This window comes from Streptomyces sp. NPDC126499 (genome assembly GCF_040302485.1).
Lineage (GTDB): Bacteria > Actinomycetota > Actinomycetes > Streptomycetales > Streptomycetaceae > Streptomyces.
On record NZ_JBEOUO010000037.1, the window covers coordinates 1 to 14,839 of the forward strand.

11 protein-coding genes and 1 pseudogene are annotated in these 14,839 nt (G+C 74.2%); 4 read left to right on the forward strand and 8 right to left on the reverse strand.

Annotated features, from left to right (window positions below; translation table 11 throughout):
* Positions 1 to 67: 67 nt before the first annotated feature.
* A pseudogene (locus tag ABTZ91_RS32905) lies at positions 68 to 1,081 on the reverse strand (FGGY family carbohydrate kinase); the annotation flags it as partial.
* Between the two features lie 338 nt (positions 1,082 to 1,419).
* Here ABTZ91_RS32905 and ABTZ91_RS32910 point away from each other — a divergent pair.
* Together ABTZ91_RS32910 and ABTZ91_RS32915 are read left to right on the forward strand one after the other, a co-directional pair.
* A complete protein-coding gene (locus ABTZ91_RS32910) occupies positions 1,420 to 2,415 on the forward strand; it encodes a hypothetical protein (protein ID WP_352080899.1) in 996 nt (331 codons plus the stop codon).
* Positions 2,416 to 2,585: 170 nt separating this feature from the next.
* Positions 2,586 to 4,118: an amino acid permease gene (locus ABTZ91_RS32915; protein WP_352080900.1), complete on the forward strand. Its 1,533-nt coding sequence runs from the start codon at positions 2,586 to 2,588 to the stop codon at positions 4,116 to 4,118.
* Between the two features lie 92 nt (positions 4,119 to 4,210).
* Here the strand turns inward: ABTZ91_RS32915 and ABTZ91_RS32920 are convergent, their stop codons facing one another.
* A complete protein-coding gene (locus ABTZ91_RS32920; RefSeq protein WP_352080901.1) occupies positions 4,211 to 4,999 on the reverse strand; it encodes a GntR family transcriptional regulator in 789 nt (262 codons plus the stop codon).
* Positions 5,000 to 5,201: 202 nt separating this feature from the next.
* Here ABTZ91_RS32920 and ABTZ91_RS32925 point away from each other — a divergent pair, with 202 nt between their 5' ends.
* Complete coding sequence (locus tag ABTZ91_RS32925) at positions 5,202 to 6,539, forward strand: DUF2252 domain-containing protein (RefSeq protein WP_352080902.1); 1,338 nt, start codon at positions 5,202 to 5,204, stop codon at positions 6,537 to 6,539.
* A 252-nt stretch (positions 6,540 to 6,791) separates the two neighbouring features.
* Here the strand turns inward: ABTZ91_RS32925 and ABTZ91_RS32930 are convergent, their stop codons facing one another.
* Both ABTZ91_RS32930 and ABTZ91_RS32935 read right to left on the reverse strand, forming a co-directional pair.
* Positions 6,792 to 8,198, reverse strand: a complete 1,407-nt coding sequence (locus ABTZ91_RS32930; RefSeq protein WP_352080903.1) for an FAD-dependent monooxygenase — start codon at positions 8,196 to 8,198, stop codon at positions 6,792 to 6,794.
* 48 nt (positions 8,199 to 8,246) lie between these two features.
* Entirely contained in the window at positions 8,247 to 8,624 is a 378-nt protein-coding gene (locus ABTZ91_RS32935; RefSeq protein ID WP_352080904.1) for a metalloregulator ArsR/SmtB family transcription factor, read from the reverse strand.
* Between the two features lie 130 nt (positions 8,625 to 8,754).
* On the opposite strand from ABTZ91_RS32935, the gene ABTZ91_RS32940 reads away from it, so the two are divergent.
* Positions 8,755 to 10,644 carry a heavy metal translocating P-type ATPase gene (locus tag ABTZ91_RS32940; protein WP_352080905.1) on the forward strand — a complete coding sequence of 630 codons (1,890 nt, stop codon included), beginning with the start codon at positions 8,755 to 8,757 and terminating at the stop codon, positions 10,642 to 10,644.
* 271 nt (positions 10,645 to 10,915) lie between these two features.
* Here the strand turns inward: ABTZ91_RS32940 and ABTZ91_RS32945 are convergent, their stop codons facing one another.
* The 4 genes from ABTZ91_RS32945 to dhaL all read right to left on the reverse strand — a co-directional run bounded on the left by ABTZ91_RS32945 (position 10,916) and on the right by dhaL (position 14,696).
* Entirely contained in the window at positions 10,916 to 11,479 is a 564-nt protein-coding gene (locus ABTZ91_RS32945; RefSeq protein WP_352080906.1) for a helix-turn-helix transcriptional regulator, read from the reverse strand.
* A 49-nt stretch (positions 11,480 to 11,528) separates the two neighbouring features.
* Positions 11,529 to 13,553, reverse strand: a complete 2,025-nt coding sequence (locus tag ABTZ91_RS32950) for an NADPH-dependent 2,4-dienoyl-CoA reductase (RefSeq protein ID WP_352080907.1) — start codon at positions 13,551 to 13,553, stop codon at positions 11,529 to 11,531.
* A gap of 175 nt (positions 13,554 to 13,728) precedes the next feature.
* Positions 13,729 to 14,133 (reverse strand): PTS fructose transporter subunit IIA, encoded by a 405-nt coding sequence (locus ABTZ91_RS32955; RefSeq protein WP_352080908.1) that lies wholly within the window; start codon positions 14,131 to 14,133, stop codon positions 13,729 to 13,731.
* Entirely contained in the window at positions 14,130 to 14,696 is a 567-nt protein-coding gene (gene dhaL, locus ABTZ91_RS32960; protein WP_352080928.1) for a dihydroxyacetone kinase subunit DhaL, read from the reverse strand. The genes ABTZ91_RS32955 and dhaL overlap by 4 nt, the downstream gene beginning before the upstream one ends.
* Positions 14,697 to 14,839: the final 143 nt, after the last annotated feature.

Here is a 14,839-nt window from a genome sequence, read left to right on the forward strand (position 1 = left end):
GAGGGCCAGGTCACGGCCATCCAGAACATGGTCGCCGCGGGCGTCAAGGGCATCCTCATCACGCCCAACGACTCCAAGGCCATCGTCCCGGCGATACGAGGGCCGGTACGAAGGTGACGCCGCCCGCGTCGGGGACGGCCCCGCCGACGGAGTCGAGCTCCTCGGCGCCCGCGATCACCCCGAGGTCGGTGAGCCAGCGCACGGCGGACGCGGCCGTGTACACCTGCCCGTCCAGGCAGTAGCTGGTGCGGCCGGCGAGCCGCCAGGCGACACAGGCCACCAGGCCGGAGTCGCCGCGGCGCGGGGCGGACCCGGTCTGGGCGAGCAGGAACGCCCCGGTGCCGTAGGTGCACTTGGCGGCGCCCGGCTCGGTGACGTCCTGGGCGAGGAGCGCGGCCTGCTGGTCGACGAGGAGGCCGGTCAGGGGGAGCGGCGGGCCGAAGGCGGTGGTGGTGCCGACGGGCGTGTCGCAGTCCACCACACGGGGCAGGCGCTCACCCGCGAGGCCGTAGACGTCGAGGGCGGTGTCGGACCAGGCGACCGTGTCCAGATCGAGCAGCCCGGTACGGCCCGCGGTCGCGGCGTCGGTGACGTACGCGCCCGTGAGCCGGTGCACGAGCCAGACGTCGCTCGTCGTGACGACCCCGGCGCCGGTGAGGTTGCGACGGATCCAGGCCATCTTGGGCGCGGCGAAGTAGGGATCGAGCGGCAAACCGGTGATGCGTGTCAACTCGGCGGCGTGCGGCGCCAACTCACCGCACAGGTCGGCGGATCGGCGGTCCTGCCAGACGAGGGCGTCGGTGAGCGGGGCGCCGGTGGCGGGGTCCCAGGCGAGGACGGTCTCGCCCTGGTTGGCGAGGCCCACCGCGACGGCCGGCTCCCCGGCCTCGGCGAGGGCCGCCCGCCCGGCCGTGACCACGGAGTCGTACAGCTCACGGGGGTCGACCTCGACCAGGCCGCCGGGCAGCGCGCGCGGGCGGACCGGCGCGAAGCCGGTGCCGAGCACCCCACGCCGGGGGCAGACCACGAGGGCCTTGGTGCCCGACGTGCCCTGGTCGACGGCGAGTACCGGGCCCGTCATGTGTGCGTCTCCCTGCCGGTCGTGGATGGTCCGAGATCCTTGATCGCTTCCGATCGTGGAACCGGTCAGCCTGATGCAGTCGGGGCGCTCCGTCAAGACGGTGAGGGCGAAGCCGTCAGATATCGGCGACTCGCTGACATCAAATCAAATTCGGTCGCTGGCCGGATAGTTACGGTCACGGAGAAAAGTGGATCGGTCACGTCCGGCAACCTCTATAGTGATCGCCGATCAACGGCCGGGACGGCCAAGGGGACTGACCACCCCCTCCCTCCATCTCACCGAGGAACGATGTCTCCCACCCTCCACCCCGCGTCGCCCACCTCCCGCCCCGCGTCCTGATGGCCGGGCACGGTTTCCGGCCCGTCTACCATCCGGCGGGACACGACCACGCCCTGCGCGGCGCCGTCCAGGAGCTGCGCACCGGCCGCTGGGTGGTCATGGCCCGACTCCTCGAAGAGAACTCCGGCTGGACCGCCTGGACCCGCCGCACCCAGGTGCTCGCGGCCGTCGCGGCCGGCACCGACGTCGTCGAGACCTGGCGCGCCGAGCAGCCGGACTCCTCCGCCGCCACCGTGATGCACGCGCGGGTCGCCGTCGAACGGGCCGTACGCGCCCACCGCACCGCCCACCCGCGCACCCGGGAACTCTGGCAGGAGGCCTGGACCGCCTGCCTCCAGGCCGCCGACCGCGCCCCGGCCGACCCCGTGCCCTGGGTGTGCCGGCTCGCCCTCTCCGTACTCGACGCCCAGCAGCGCATGGAGGAGCACCGCCTCGCTCCGCCCGCGCCCATGCTGCCGCCCGGCCCCTGGGGACTGCTCGCCGAGGCCGACAAGCGCGACCCGCAGAACCGCGAGGCGTACCACCGGATGCTGCAGTTCCTGTACGCCCGGCGCCCCGGCCCGCTCTCCGAAGCCGTCAACTACGCGCAGTGGGCCGCCTCCTCGGCATCCGTCGGATCCGCCCTGCACGTCCTGCCGCTCTACGTCCGCGTCGAGCGCTACCGGCGGGAGCGGGGCCACGAGCGTGCCCTCGACCTGCACTGGGTGGCCGAGGACGCGGTGCGCGACGCCACCCGCGCCATGGACGGCTGGTTCCTCTTCTGCGCCACCGAAGAGGCCAGCCTGCTCGACCTCAATCACCTGGCCCACGCCCTGCACGGCGCCCTCAGGTTCGCCGACGCGGCCCGGGTCTTCGAGGCGCTCGGCCCGTACTGGACCCCGCAGCCCTGGTCGTACCGCACCGCCCATCCCGACGAGCGCGGCCCCGCCGAGGAGGTCTTCCTGCGAGCGCGCGCCCGCAGCCTGAGCGGCTCCGACACGCGCACCGGCCCCTGACCGCCGCGCCGCGCCCGTCTCGCCTCCTCGAAACCCGGCTCGCTTCCGCGAAACCCGTCCCGTCCCCGACCCCGTACGTCCGTCCCCGATCCCGTACGTCCGTCCCCGACCCCGTACGTCCCGTCCCCGACCCCGTACGTCCCGTCCCCCTTCCCCGGAGGAACGACCGCATGTCCCGCACCGCTCCCACCGACGCGATACGCAAGCCGCCACCGGCGCCCCGGGACGAGGAGGCCCGGCTCAGAGAGCTCGGCTACCAGCCCGTCCTGGCCCGCCGGATGGGCGGCTTCGGCAACTTCGCCATCAGCTTCTCCGTCATCTCCATCCTCTCCGGCTGCATGACGCTCTACGGTTTCGGCCTCGGCACCGGCGGACCCGCCGTCATGCTCTGGGGCTGGGCCGGCGTCGGCCTCTTCGTCCTGTGCGTCGGCCTGGCCCTCGCCGAGGTCACCAGCGCCTACCCGACCTCCGGGGCGCTCTACTACATGGCCGACCGGCTCGGCGGCCGGCGCTGGGGCTGGTACACCGGCTGGCTGAACCTGCTCGGGCTGCTCGGCGCGATCGCCGGCATCGACTACGGCGCCGCCCTGTTCACCGGAGCCTTCCTCAACCTCCAGTGGGGCATCGTCCCCACCCCCGGCTCCACCTTCCTGATCTTCCTGGTGATCCTGCTGCTGCACGCCGTGCTCAACCTGAACGGCGTCCGCCTGGTGAGCCTGCTCAACTCCATCAGCGTCTGGTGGCACCTGGGCGGCGTCGCCGTCATCGTCGGCGCCCTCGCCCTCGTCCCCGACCACCACCAGTCGGCGACCTTCGTCTTCACCGAGTTCGTCAACGACACCGGCTGGAGCAACCCCCTCTACGTGGCGGCGATCGGCCTGCTGCTCGCGCAGTACACCTTCTCCGGGTACGACGCCTCCGCCCACCTGTCGGAGGAGACCGCCAACGCCTCCGTCGCCGCCGCCAAGGGCATCGTCCGCTCCATCTGGGTCTCCTGGATCGCCGGTTTCGCGCTGCTCGCCGGACTCACCTTCGCCATCCAGGACTACGCGGGCACCCAGGCCAGCGCCACCGGCGTGCCGCCCGCCCAGATCCTCCTGGACGCGCTGGGCGCCGGCGGCGCCAAGGCCCTGCTGCTCGTGGTGATCGTGGCCCAGCTCTTCTGCGGCAACGCCGAGGTGGCCGCCGCCAGCCGGATGGTCTTCGCCTTCAGCCGCGACAACGCCCTGCCCGGCTCCTCGCTCTGGCGCCGGGTCAGCAGCCGCACCCACACCCCGGTCCCGGCCGTCTGGCTCTCGGTGGCCGTCGCCGCCCTGCTCGCCGTGCCGTCGCTGTACTCGGCCACCGCCTACGGGGCCGTCACCGCCATCAACGTCATCGGCATCACCCCGGCCTACGCCATCCCGATCCTGCTGCGGCTGCGCGCGGGCCGGAAGTTCGTCCCGGGACCCTGGAACCTGGGCCGCTGGAGCCGGCCGATCGGCTGGATCGCCGTCGCCTGGGTGGCCGTCGTCACCGTGCTGTTCTGCCTGCCGCAGCGCGCGCCGGTCACGGTCGACACCATGAACTACGCGGTGGTCGCGCTGGCCGTCGTGCTGACCCTCGCCAGCGTCTGGTGGTACGTCGCCCGTCGCTCGTACGGCACGCCCCAGTCGTACGGGAACGCCCGCGAGGAGGCGGAGCTCTCCGAGGGGATCGTCTAGCACGGGCAGGGCCACCGCCCTGGGACACCTCGTCCGACACCCCGTGGGGAGACCCCGTGGGGCGGTGGCCCGGTGACGTCGGCCGTGACGGCTCAGTCGCCGAACTCGTAGGTCCAGGCCGCCGCGCGGGCCGCGAAGTCGATGTCGGTGACCTCCAGGGCGTGCCCGTGCTGGTCGCTCACCACACGGTGCACGCTCAGCCGGGCGCCGTCGCCGACCGTCGGGTCGTCCGCCGTCGCCGTCGCCTCCGCCGGGGAGCGGGCCGGAACACCGATCGTCTCCCGGTGGGTGGTGCGCAGGCCCGCCTGGTGCATCCAGTGGTACAGCAGGCGCAGGTCCGGCTGCCGGTAGCGCCCGGTGCTCGGCCGGTAGCGGGCGAGCTGGGGTATCTCGGTCAGCGCGGGCCGGGAGAACCACGTGACCGACCGCTGCAGGCAGGCGCCGGCCGGGGTGAGCACCACATGGCGGTGCACGAGGGTCGGCTCGCCGGGTGCCAGGGAGAGCCGGCCGGCCAGGGCGGCCGGCGGAGCTTCCCAGGAGAGCGCGGCGCGGACCAGGGAGTCGGCGGCCCGCGGTCCGCCGGGGAAGGTCCGCCGCAGCGGCACCGGCGTCGGGACCGGCCGCTCCGGCTCCGCCGGTTCGGCGGCGGCGAAGGTGCCGCGCCGGTCGGTGACGACCAGGCGCTGCTCGCGCAGGAGTTGGAGCGCGCTGCGGACGGTCTGCCGGTTCACGTGGTAACGCAGCGCCAGATGCCGCTCGGAAGGCAGCCGGCTGCCGGGGGAGATGCGGCGCTGGGTGAGGTCGTCCCGCAGTGCGCAGGCGACCCGCAGGTAGAGCGGGAGCGCCGCCCTCGGGCCGTACTCGGGAACGGACTCGGCCATGTCTCGGACCCTCTCTGTCGTGCGTGGTTCAACCGTTGCTCGGCGTGACCGCCCGAGCCGCGTGGGTGATCAATTCCTATCATTGGTCTAAACCATTGTGGAAGTCCCGTCGGTGAGAGTGGCCGAAAGGAGCGGCGCGCCGTGTAATGGATCGCACCGGAACGGTGGTGGCGGGGACGGTGGGAGAGGCGGGTGAGGCCGGATGACGACACCGTCGGAACGGGGCGACGCGGGCAAGGCGGCCCGCAAGCGCGTCCCCCGCTCCTCGCACGGCCGCTGGATACCCTCCTCGCAGCGCCCCGACCCGATCGGTGTCCTGGAGCGGCAGGCCGCCGACCGGGTGCCCGAGCTCGTGCCCGTCCGCTACGGCCGGATGGCCGTCTCGCCCTTCGCCTTCCTGTGCGGCGCCGCCGCCGTCATGGCCGCCGACCTCGGCGCCCAGCCCCACACCGGTCTCACCGTCCAGCTCTGCGGCGACGCCCACCTGCACAACTTCGGTCTCTACACGTCACCCGAACGGACGACGGTCTTCGACGTCAACGACTTCGACGAGACCCTCCCGGGCCCCTTCGAGTGGGACGTCAAACGACTCGCGGCCTCCGTCGCCGTCGCCGCCCTGCAGAACGGCACCACGAAGGCCAAGGCCCACCGCGCCGCCCTGGTCGCCACCGAGTCGTACCGCAGGGCCATGCGCCGACTGGCCGGGCTCGGGGAACTCGACGTCTGGTACGAGCGGATCGCCGCCGACGCCGTGGTCGGCCTGCTGGGCGGCGGCAACCGGGCCCGCTTCGGGGACCGGCTCGACCGGGCCCGCCGGCGCACCGGTCTGCCGGCCCTCGGCAAGCTCACCGCCAAGGACTCCTCGGGGCGGCACATCGTCGACGACCCGCCCCTGCTCGAACGGCTTCCCGAGGTCGACCGGGTCACGCTCGGCAAGGTCTTCAGCGACTACCGCAGCTCGCTCTCCGAGGAACGCAGGCTGCTGCTCGACCGCTTCCGCTTCGTCGACGCCGCCCGCGAGGTCGTCGGCGTCGGCGGCGTCGGCATCCGCTGCTTCGTCGTCCTCCTTGAGGGCCGTGACGACGGCGACCCGCTCTTCCTCCGGATGAGGGAGGCGGGGCACTCGGTCCTGGAGCCCTACCTCGCGCCCAGCGCCTACACCCACCAGGGCCGCCGGGTGGTCTGCGGCCGGCGCCTCGTCCAGGCCGCCGGCGACCTCTTCCTCGGCTGGATGACCGGTCCCGAACAACGGCACTTCCACTGGAGCCAGTTGCGCGACACGAAGGGCTCGGCCGAGGTCGAGACCATGTCCCCGGCCACGCTCCGCGCATACGCCCGCCTGTGCGGGCGGGCCCTCGCCCGGGCCCACGCCCGCTCCGGCGACCGGATCGCGATCGCCGGCTACCTCGGGTCCTCCGACGTCTTCGACCGGGCGATCGCCGACTTCGCCCTGCGCTACGCGGCCCAGAACGCCGACGACTACGCGGCGTTGAGCGCGGCCATCGCGGCCGGGATGGTGGCGGCGGACCCGGGCGTCTGAACCGCCGTCGGGCCGAACGCCCCCACCCGCCGGCGACACCCGCACCGGCAGCCGTACGGGCACCGCACCCGACACCCGTACGGACACCCGGACCGGGGCGCCCGCATCCGGCACCCGTACGGACACCGCACCCGACACCCGGACCGGGGCGCCCGCACCCGGCACCCGTACGGACACCGGGCCGGGGCACCCGCACCCGTACGGGCACCCCCACCCGGCGCCCGCCCCCCACCCCGCAGCCGCTCCCGCGCGCTACGCCCCCCGACGGCGCAACGGGGGCTCGGCCGGTGTCTCCCGTACCGGCCCGAACAGCACCGCACGGGCCACCGCCGGCGCGAACAGGCTGGTCAGCGGCGCCGTGAGGGTGAGCGCCGCACGGAACGGCGTCCCCACGACCGGATCGCCCGCGGCCCGCTCCTGCACCCGGCGCAGATACCAGTCCGTCACCTTGTCCAGAGCCCCCGCCCGAGCCGCGTCCCCCCGCGCGCCCGGCATCTTCTTGTCGGCGCCCGCCGAGATGTCCCAGGCCTGCTTCGAGGCGTCCAGCAGCGCCCGCTGCACCCGCCGGGTGGTCGGGGTGCGCTTCGGGTCCGCGAGCGCCTGGCGCAGCGCGACGGCGCTCATCGCGGCGACCGCCATGCCCTGCCCGTAGATCGGGTTGAAGGAGCACAGGGCGTCACCGGTGGCGAGGAAGCCGGCCGGGCGCCGGCCCGGACGGTCGTAACGCCGCCGCACATTGGCGGTCTTGCGGAAGCCGTAGACCGACGACATCGGCTCGGCCTTGGCGATCCAGTCGCCGACCACCGGGTGCGGCAGCTTGCGCGCGTACTTCTCGAACAGCGCCTCGTCGGTGGGCGGCGGGTCGTCCCCGAGCCCGGAGAGGGTGACCAGGTGGCGGCCGTCACCGAGCGGCAGCACCACTCCGCCGTACACCTGCGAGGGGTTGGGCACCACGTAGTAGCCGACGGCGTCGACCGCCGGGTCGTCGGCGGGGGAGCGGTAGACCCGGGTGGCGTAGGCCAGGCCGGTGTCGAGGATCTCCTCGTGCGGGGCCTCCGCGCCGATCCCGGCCAGCCAGTCGGCGGCCCGGGTCGAGCGTCCGGAGGCGTCCACGACCAGGTCGGCCTCCAGGGTTCGGGGCTCCTTGGACGCGCCCGCGCCCGCGCCCGCGCCGCGCTCGCGCAGCAGCACCCCGCGCACCCGGGAGGAGTCGCCGAGCAGCCCCACCGCCTCGTGGCCCTCGACGATCTCGATCCTCGGATCGGCGAAGACCCGCTTGCGCACCAGCCATTCGAGCTGGTCGCGCGGGCCGGTGTAGAAGTGCACCGTGGCCGGCGTGCGGGCGTACCACTTGCCGCTCTGCCACTGGATCATGTCCTCCGGCACACCGACCTTCGGCGCGCCGAGCGCGTGCAGCTCGTCCATGAAGCCGGGCAACAGGTCGTCGAGCGCCCGCTGTCCGCCCTCGATCAGCACATGGAGGTGCCGTCCCTGCGGGACGCCCGGGCGGGCGTCCGCCTGCTCGGGGTAGCGGTCGCGCTCGACGACCGTGACGCGCTCGGCGTGCTCGCTCAGCACCCGCGCGGCCAGCAGACCCGCGAGACTCCCCCCGATGACGACCGCATGACGTGTCCTGCGAGGCCCCAACTCGTCGGCCATCCTCGCCCTTTCGCGTGGCGGATCCACGCCCCCGTGGATCCTCGTGGTCTAGGACTGACCAGTATCCACGCCGACACGCGGCACGTCGCGGGCGCCGAGGCGCAGGTGCTCGATGTGGTAGACGGCCTCGTCGAGGAGCTGGGCGACGTGGTTGTCGTAGAGGCTGTACTCGATCCGGCGGCCCTGGCGGACACCGGTCACCAGACCGAGCGCGCGCAGCAGGCGCAGCTGGTGGGAGACCGCGGACTGCTCCATCTCCACCGCGGCGGCGAGCTCGGTCACGCCGCAGGGGCCCTGGCGGAGGCGGGTGAGGATCATCAGCCGGGACGGGGTGGCGAGCGCCTGGAGGGTCTCGGCGATGGTGGCCGCGGACTCCGCGTCGAGGTGCGTCGCCGCCGTCGCCCGGCCTGTCACTCCGTGTCCCATGTGCTCATCGTAGCGGCGACTTCCGGTCAATGAATGAAGAGCTCTTCATGTGTTCCGGTATGGTGGTGGTGCCGGCGCGGCCCCGCACGCCCGCGCCTCCCTCCCCGGTTTTCCCGAAAGGCTGTGCCCCATGGCATCCCCGGCACTCCGCACCCCCGCGGCACCCTCGCGCCCGGCCCCGCCGCCCCCGGCGCGCCGGGCCCGCGTCACCGACCTGCCCGAGGTCCGCTGGGCCGCCCTCGCCGCCCTCGCCTTCCTCTGCGCCTTCCCGCTCGACCTGGCCGGCGCGCCCGCCTGGGCCTGGGGACCGCTGTACGCCGTCTGTTACGCCGCCGGCGGCTGGGAACCCGGACTCGCCGGGCTTCAGGCGCTGCGCGAGCGGACGCTCGACGTCGACCTCCTGATGGTGGTCGCCGCCCTCGGCGCCGCCGCCATCGGCCAGTTCCTCGACGGCGGCCTGCTCATCGTCATCTTCGCCGTCTCCGGCGCCCTCGAAGCCCTCGCCACCCGCCGCACCGCCGACTCCGTCCGCGGCCTTCTGGACCTCGCCCCCGCGACCGCCGTCCGTCTCACCGCGGCCGGCGAGGAGACCGTGGCGGCGGCCGCCCTCGCGGTCGGCGACACCGTCCTCGTACGGCCCGGGGAACGGCTGCCCGCCGACGGCACCGTCCTCGCCGGCACGAGCGACGTCGACCAGGCCACCATCACCGGCGAGTCCCTGCCCGCCCCCAAGGCCCCCGGCGACGAGGTCTGGGCCGGCACCCTCAACGGCGCCGGAGCGCTGCGCGTACGCGTCGACAAGGAGGCCGGCGCCACCGTCCTCGCCCGGATCGTCGCCCTCGTCGAGGAGGCCAGCGCCACCAAGGCACCCACCCAGCTCTTCATCGAGAAGATCGAACAGCGCTACTCCGTCGGCGTCGTGGTCGCCACCCTCGCCCTCTTCGCCGTCCCCCTCGCCTTCGGCGCGGACTTCACCGAGACCCTGCTGCGGGCCATGACCTTCATGATCGTGGCCTCGCCCTGCGCGGTCGTGCTCGCCACCATGCCGCCGCTGCTCTCCGCCATCGCCACCGCCGGACGCCACGGCGTGCTCGTGAAGTCCGCCGTCGTCATGGAACGGCTCGGCACCGTCGACCGCGTCGCCCTCGACAAGACCGGCACCCTCACCGAGGGCACGCCCCGCGTCACCGCCGTGCACGGCGACCCGGGCGCCCTCGCGCTCGCCGCCGCCGCGGAGCTCCCCAGCGAACACCCGCTCGCCCGCGCCGTCGTGGCCGAGGCCCGCGCCCGCGGACTCGACATCCCCGAGGCCACCGACTTCGGCTCGGTGCCCGGTACGGGGGTACGGGCCCGGGTCCTCGGCCGGGAGGTGACGGTCCGCCGGGCGGCCGGCGAGCACACGGACACCGCCGTCGAGGTCCTGGTGGACGGGGAACAGGCCGCCGTCCTGGAGTTCTCCGACCGGCTGCGCGACGGCGCCCCCGAGGCCGTCGCCGCCCTCACCCGCCTCACCGGCACCGCTCCCGCCCTGCTGACCGGCGACAACGCGGGGGCCGCCGCCCGGGTGGCGCGGGAGGCCGGCATCGCCGACGTGCGCGCGGGACTCCTCCCGCAGGACAAGGCGAACGCCGTACGGGAGTGGGAGGCGGCCGGCGGCCGGGTCCTGATGGTCGGCGACGGCGTCAACGACGCGCCCGCCCTGGCCGCGGCGCACACGGGCGTGGCCATGGGCCGGGCGGGCTCCGACCTCGCCCTGGAGACGGCGGACGCGGTCGTCGTCCGCGACGAACTCGCCGCCCTGCCCGCCGTCGTCGCGCTCTCCCGCCGGGCCCGCCGTCTCGTCGTGCAGAACCTGGTGATCGCCGGCGTGTGCATCGGCGCCCTGGTCGTCTGGGACCTGGTCGGCCATCTGCCCCTGCCCCTGGGCGTCGCCGGACACGAGGGCTCCACCGTCCTCGTCGGCCTCAACGGCCTGCGGCTGCTGCGGGACGCGGCCTGGCGCAGGGCGACGGCGGAGTAGGAGGGGCAGGACGCGGGGGCACCGCTCGGGCCGCCGTCCGCCCTCCTCCGGGCGCGGCGGCCCGCACGCGTACGTCTCGGCCGAACGCCGGGTGCACCTGTACGCCGGGGGCGCACCCGTACGTCTCGGTCGAACGCCGCATCGATACGCCGGGGCGTGCGGCGCGCATCCGTACGCCGGGGCGCACCCGTATGCCCGCACCCGTACGCCGGGGCGTGCGCCGCGCCCCGCCGTCGACCGGGAACGCGACCGGGTGCGACGGCCGGGGCGGTCAGTCCCGTCCCGGCCCGACCGCCTCGTCCGGTTCGCCCAGCTCCGCCAGCGCGTGCGTCAGCCACTGCACCCAGAACCGCTCCAGGTCGATCCCGCCGCGCAGGACGAGGTGCCGCAGCCGGTCCGGCTCCGCCGTGCGGCGCTCGGGCGGGAAGTCCCGCTCCTCGATCTCCAGGTACTCGTCCAACTGCCGCTGGTGCAGCCCGAGATGGCGCTCCAGCTCGGCCCGCAGGCCCCGGCCGCCCACCACGGCCGCCGCGCGCATCCGCAGCAGCAGGGCCGAGCGCATCGGCTTCGGATCCTCGGTGGCGCCCACCCAGGCCGCCAGCTCGGCCCGGCCGGCCGGGAGCACCTCGTACTCCTTCTTCTGCCCGCGCGCGGGGACGGGAGCGGGCAGGGCACGGATGTACCCCGCCTGCTCCAGCTTGCCCAGCTCGCGATAGATCTGCTGGTGCGTCGACGACCAGAAGTAGCCGATCGACCGGTCGAACCGGCGGGTCAGTTCGAGGCCGGATGACGGCTTCTCGAGCAGCGCCGTGAGGATCGCGTGCGGGAGGGACATGGACGCATCCTAGGTTCGGCCGGCCGGGGCGCTCATCGGGGCCGCCGGCTCACAGGGCGGCGGCGAGCCGCGTGCCCTGGTCGATGGCCCGCTTGGCGTCCAGCTCGGCGGCCACGTCCGCCCCGCCGATCAGGTGCGCCGTGCGGCCCGCGGCGATGAGCTCCTCGTACAGACCGCGGCGCGGCTCCTGGCCGGTGCACAGCACCACCGTGTCGACCGGGAGCACCTGCCGCTCGCCGCCGACGGTGAGGTGCAGGCCCTCGTCGTCGATGCGCTCGTACGACGCTCCCGCCACCATGGTGACGCCGCGGTGCTTCAGCTCGGTGCGGTGGATCCAGCCGGTCGTCTTGCCGAGGCCCGCGCCCACCTTGGTGGTCTTGCGCTGGAGCAGGTGGACCTGGCGCGGCGGCCGGGGCCGCTCCGGGGCGCGCAGACCGCCGCGGGAGGCGTAGGAGGTGTCCACGCCCCACTGCCGGAAGTACGTCTCGGGGTCCTGGCTCGCGCCCTCGCCGCCGTCCGTGAGGAACTCGGCCACGTCGAAGCCGATGCCGCCCGCGCCGAGGATCGCGACGCGCTCGCCGACGGGCACGCGGTCGCGCAGCACGTCCAGGTAGCCGACCACGCTCGGGTGGTCGACGCCCTCGATGGCGGGGGTGCGGGGGGTCACTCCGGTCGCGACGACGACCTCGTCGTAGCCGTCCAGATCGGCCGGTGTGACCAGGATGTTCAGGCGGACCTCGACGCCGCGCTCGGCCAGCTGCACCCGGAAGTAGCGCAGGGTCTCCTCGAACTCCTCCTTGCCCGGCACCTGCTTGGCGACGTTGAGCTGTCCGCCGATCTCGGACGCGGCGTCGAAGAGCGTGACCGTGTGGCCGCGTTCGGCCGCCGCGACCGCGCAGGCGAGCCCGGCCGGGCCGGCCCCGACGACCGCGACGCGCTTGGCGAGACGGGTGGGGGAGAGGACCAGCTCGGTCTCGTGGCAGGCCCGCGGGTTCACCAGGCAGGAGGTGATCTTCAGGCTGAAGGTGTGGTCGAGGCAGGCCTGGTTGCAGCCGATGCAGGTGTTGATGGTCTCGGCGCGGCCGGCGGCGGCCTTCCCCACGAAGTCGGGGTCGGCGAGGAAAGGGCGGGCCATGGAGACCATGTCGGCGCGACCCTCGGCGAGGATCTGCTCGGCGACCTCGGGGGTGTTGACGCGGTTGCCGGTGACCAGCGGCACCGACACCGCGCCCATCAGCCGCTTCGTCACCCAGGTGTAGGCGCCGCGCGGCACGGAGGTGGCGATGGTGGGGATGCGGGCCTCGTGCCAGCCGATGCCGGTGTTGATGATCGTGGCGCCGGCCGCCTCGATCTCCTTGGCGAGGGCGACGACCTCCTCCAGGGTGGAGCCGCCCGGGACCAGGTCGAGCATGGAGAGCCGGTAGATCAGGATGAAGTCCTCGCCGACCCGCTCGCGGATCCGGCGGACGATCTCCAGCGGGAAGCGCACCCGGTTCTCGTAGCTGCCGCCCCAGCGGTCGGTGCGCCGGTTGGTGGCCGAGGCGATGAACTCGTTGATCAGGTAGCCCTCGGACCCCATCACCTCGACACCGTCGTAGCCGGCCTCCTTGGCGAGCTCGGCGCAGCGGACGTAGTCCTCGACCGTCTGCTCCACCTCGGCGTCGGTGAGCTCGTTCGGCGGGAACGGGCTGATCGGCGCCTGGATCGGGCTCGGGGCGACCAGGGCGGGGTGGTAGGCGTAGCGGCCGAAGTGCAGGATCTGCATCGCGATCCGGCCGCCCTCGGCGTGCACGGCGTCGGTGATCACGCGGTGCTCCGCGACCTCCTCGGCGCAGGTCAGCTTGGCCCCGCCGTCCCAGGGGCGGCCCGCCTCGTTGGGCGAGATGCCGCCGGTGACGATCAGGCCGACGCCGCCGCGGGCGCGCTCCGCGTAGAAGGCGGCCATCCGCTCGAATCCGTGCTCGGCCTCCTCCAGGCCGACGTGCATGGATCCCATCAGCACCCGGTTGGGCAGGGTGGTGAAGCCGAGGTCCAGCGGGCTGAGCAGGTGCGGGTACGGGGTGTTCGGGGCCATCGGGGCGCCTCCTCGCGCGGGGGTCGTCACCGTTTGTTGTAGACGACGCGCCCAGCTTTGTGCAACAAGTTGCACAACGGGGAGGGCGCGATGTGCCCGACACCACAACCAGGGACGACCAGGGGCCGCACCGATGACGACCGGCCGGCCCCCGCGTGCGGTGGAAGGGCCCGCCTCACTCCTTGCGGTACGCGTACGCCTCCGAGGCCGCCGCCGTCACCGCGTCCAGGTCACCGCCGGCCGACGCCGTCACCAGGGCCGCCACCGCCCCCTCCACGAAGGGCGCGTCCACCAGACGGGCGCCCTCCGGCAGCTCGTCGCCCTCCGCGAGCAGCGCCTTCACCGTCAGCACCGCACTGCCGAGGTCCACCAGGATCGCCACTCCGGCGCCCACGTCCACGGCCTTGGCCGCCTCGGCGATCAGCTCCGCGCTGGTGCCCAGACCGCCGTCCGGAGTGCCGCCCGCCGGCCGCACCGGCGTCGTGTCCCCGCCGCCCGCGAGCCCCCTGGCCAGCTCGGCCACCGACGCCGCCACCGCCGCACTGTGCGAGACCAGCACGATCCCCACCCGGGCCGTCACGCCGCCACCTCCGCGAGCGCCGCCATCAGCAGCGCCGACGACGTCGCGCCGGGGTCCTGGTGGCCGACGGACCGCTCGCCCAGGTAGCTCGCCCGGCCCTTGCGCGCCCGCAGCGGTACGGTCCCGAGCGCACCCGCCTCGGCCGCCTCCCGGGCCGCCGCGAACGAGGTGGCCAGCCCCTCGGCCGCCGGCACCAGCGCGTCCAGCATCGTCTTGTCGCCCACCTGCGCCCCGCCCAGCTGCGCCACCGCCGCCACCCCGGCCGTCAGGGCCTCGGCGAGGGCGGCGCGGGAGACCCGCTCGGCATCGCCCAGCGCCTTCCCGGTGCGCCGCAGGAGCGTCCCGTACAAAGGCCCGGACGCCCCGCCCACCGTGGAGATCAACTGTCGTCCGGCGACGGTGAGCACCGCGCCCGGCGTCGTCGGCGGCTCCTTCTCCAGGGCCGTCGTCACGGCCGCGAATCCCCGCTTCAGATTGGCGCCGTGGTCGGCGTCGCCGATCGCCGAGTCCAGCTCCGTCAGCCGGTCCGCCTCCCGGTCCACGGCGGCGGCCGCCGCGGCCATCCAGTCCCGGAAGACCTCGGCCCCGTACTCCGCCGCGCCCTCGGCCCCGTTCGTCTCCGTCGTCACACCGCCCACTCCGCTCTCACCCACTCCGCTCTCACCCACGCCGTTCTCACCCGGTCCGCTCCGGCCCACGCCGTTCT

Bases quoted from the DNA above. Each gene is read 5' to 3' on its own strand.
- ABTZ91_RS32910 (WP_352080899.1), top strand. From the start codon at position 1,420: ATGGCCGGGCACGGTTTCCGGCCCGTCTACCATCCGGCGGGACACGAC.
- ABTZ91_RS32915 (WP_352080900.1), top strand. From the start codon at position 2,586: ATGTCCCGCACCGCTCCCACCGACGCGATACGCAAGCCGCCACCGGCG.
- ABTZ91_RS32920 (WP_352080901.1), bottom strand. From the start codon at position 4,999: ATGGCCGAGTCCGTTCCCGAGTACGGCCCGAGGGCGGCGCTCCCGCTC.
- ABTZ91_RS32925 (WP_352080902.1), top strand. From the start codon at position 5,202: ATGACGACACCGTCGGAACGGGGCGACGCGGGCAAGGCGGCCCGCAAG.
- ABTZ91_RS32930 (WP_352080903.1), bottom strand. From the start codon at position 8,198: ATGGCCGACGAGTTGGGGCCTCGCAGGACACGTCATGCGGTCGTCATC.
- ABTZ91_RS32935 (WP_352080904.1), bottom strand. From the start codon at position 8,624: ATGGGACACGGAGTGACAGGCCGGGCGACGGCGGCGACGCACCTCGAC.
- ABTZ91_RS32940 (WP_352080905.1), top strand. From the start codon at position 8,755: ATGGCATCCCCGGCACTCCGCACCCCCGCGGCACCCTCGCGCCCGGCC.
- ABTZ91_RS32945 (WP_352080906.1), bottom strand. From the start codon at position 11,479: ATGTCCCTCCCGCACGCGATCCTCACGGCGCTGCTCGAGAAGCCGTCA.
- ABTZ91_RS32950 (WP_352080907.1), bottom strand. From the start codon at position 13,553: ATGGCCCCGAACACCCCGTACCCGCACCTGCTCAGCCCGCTGGACCTC.
- dhaL (WP_352080928.1), bottom strand. From the start codon at position 14,696: ATGGCCGCGGCGGCCGCCGCCGTGGACCGGGAGGCGGACCGGCTGACG.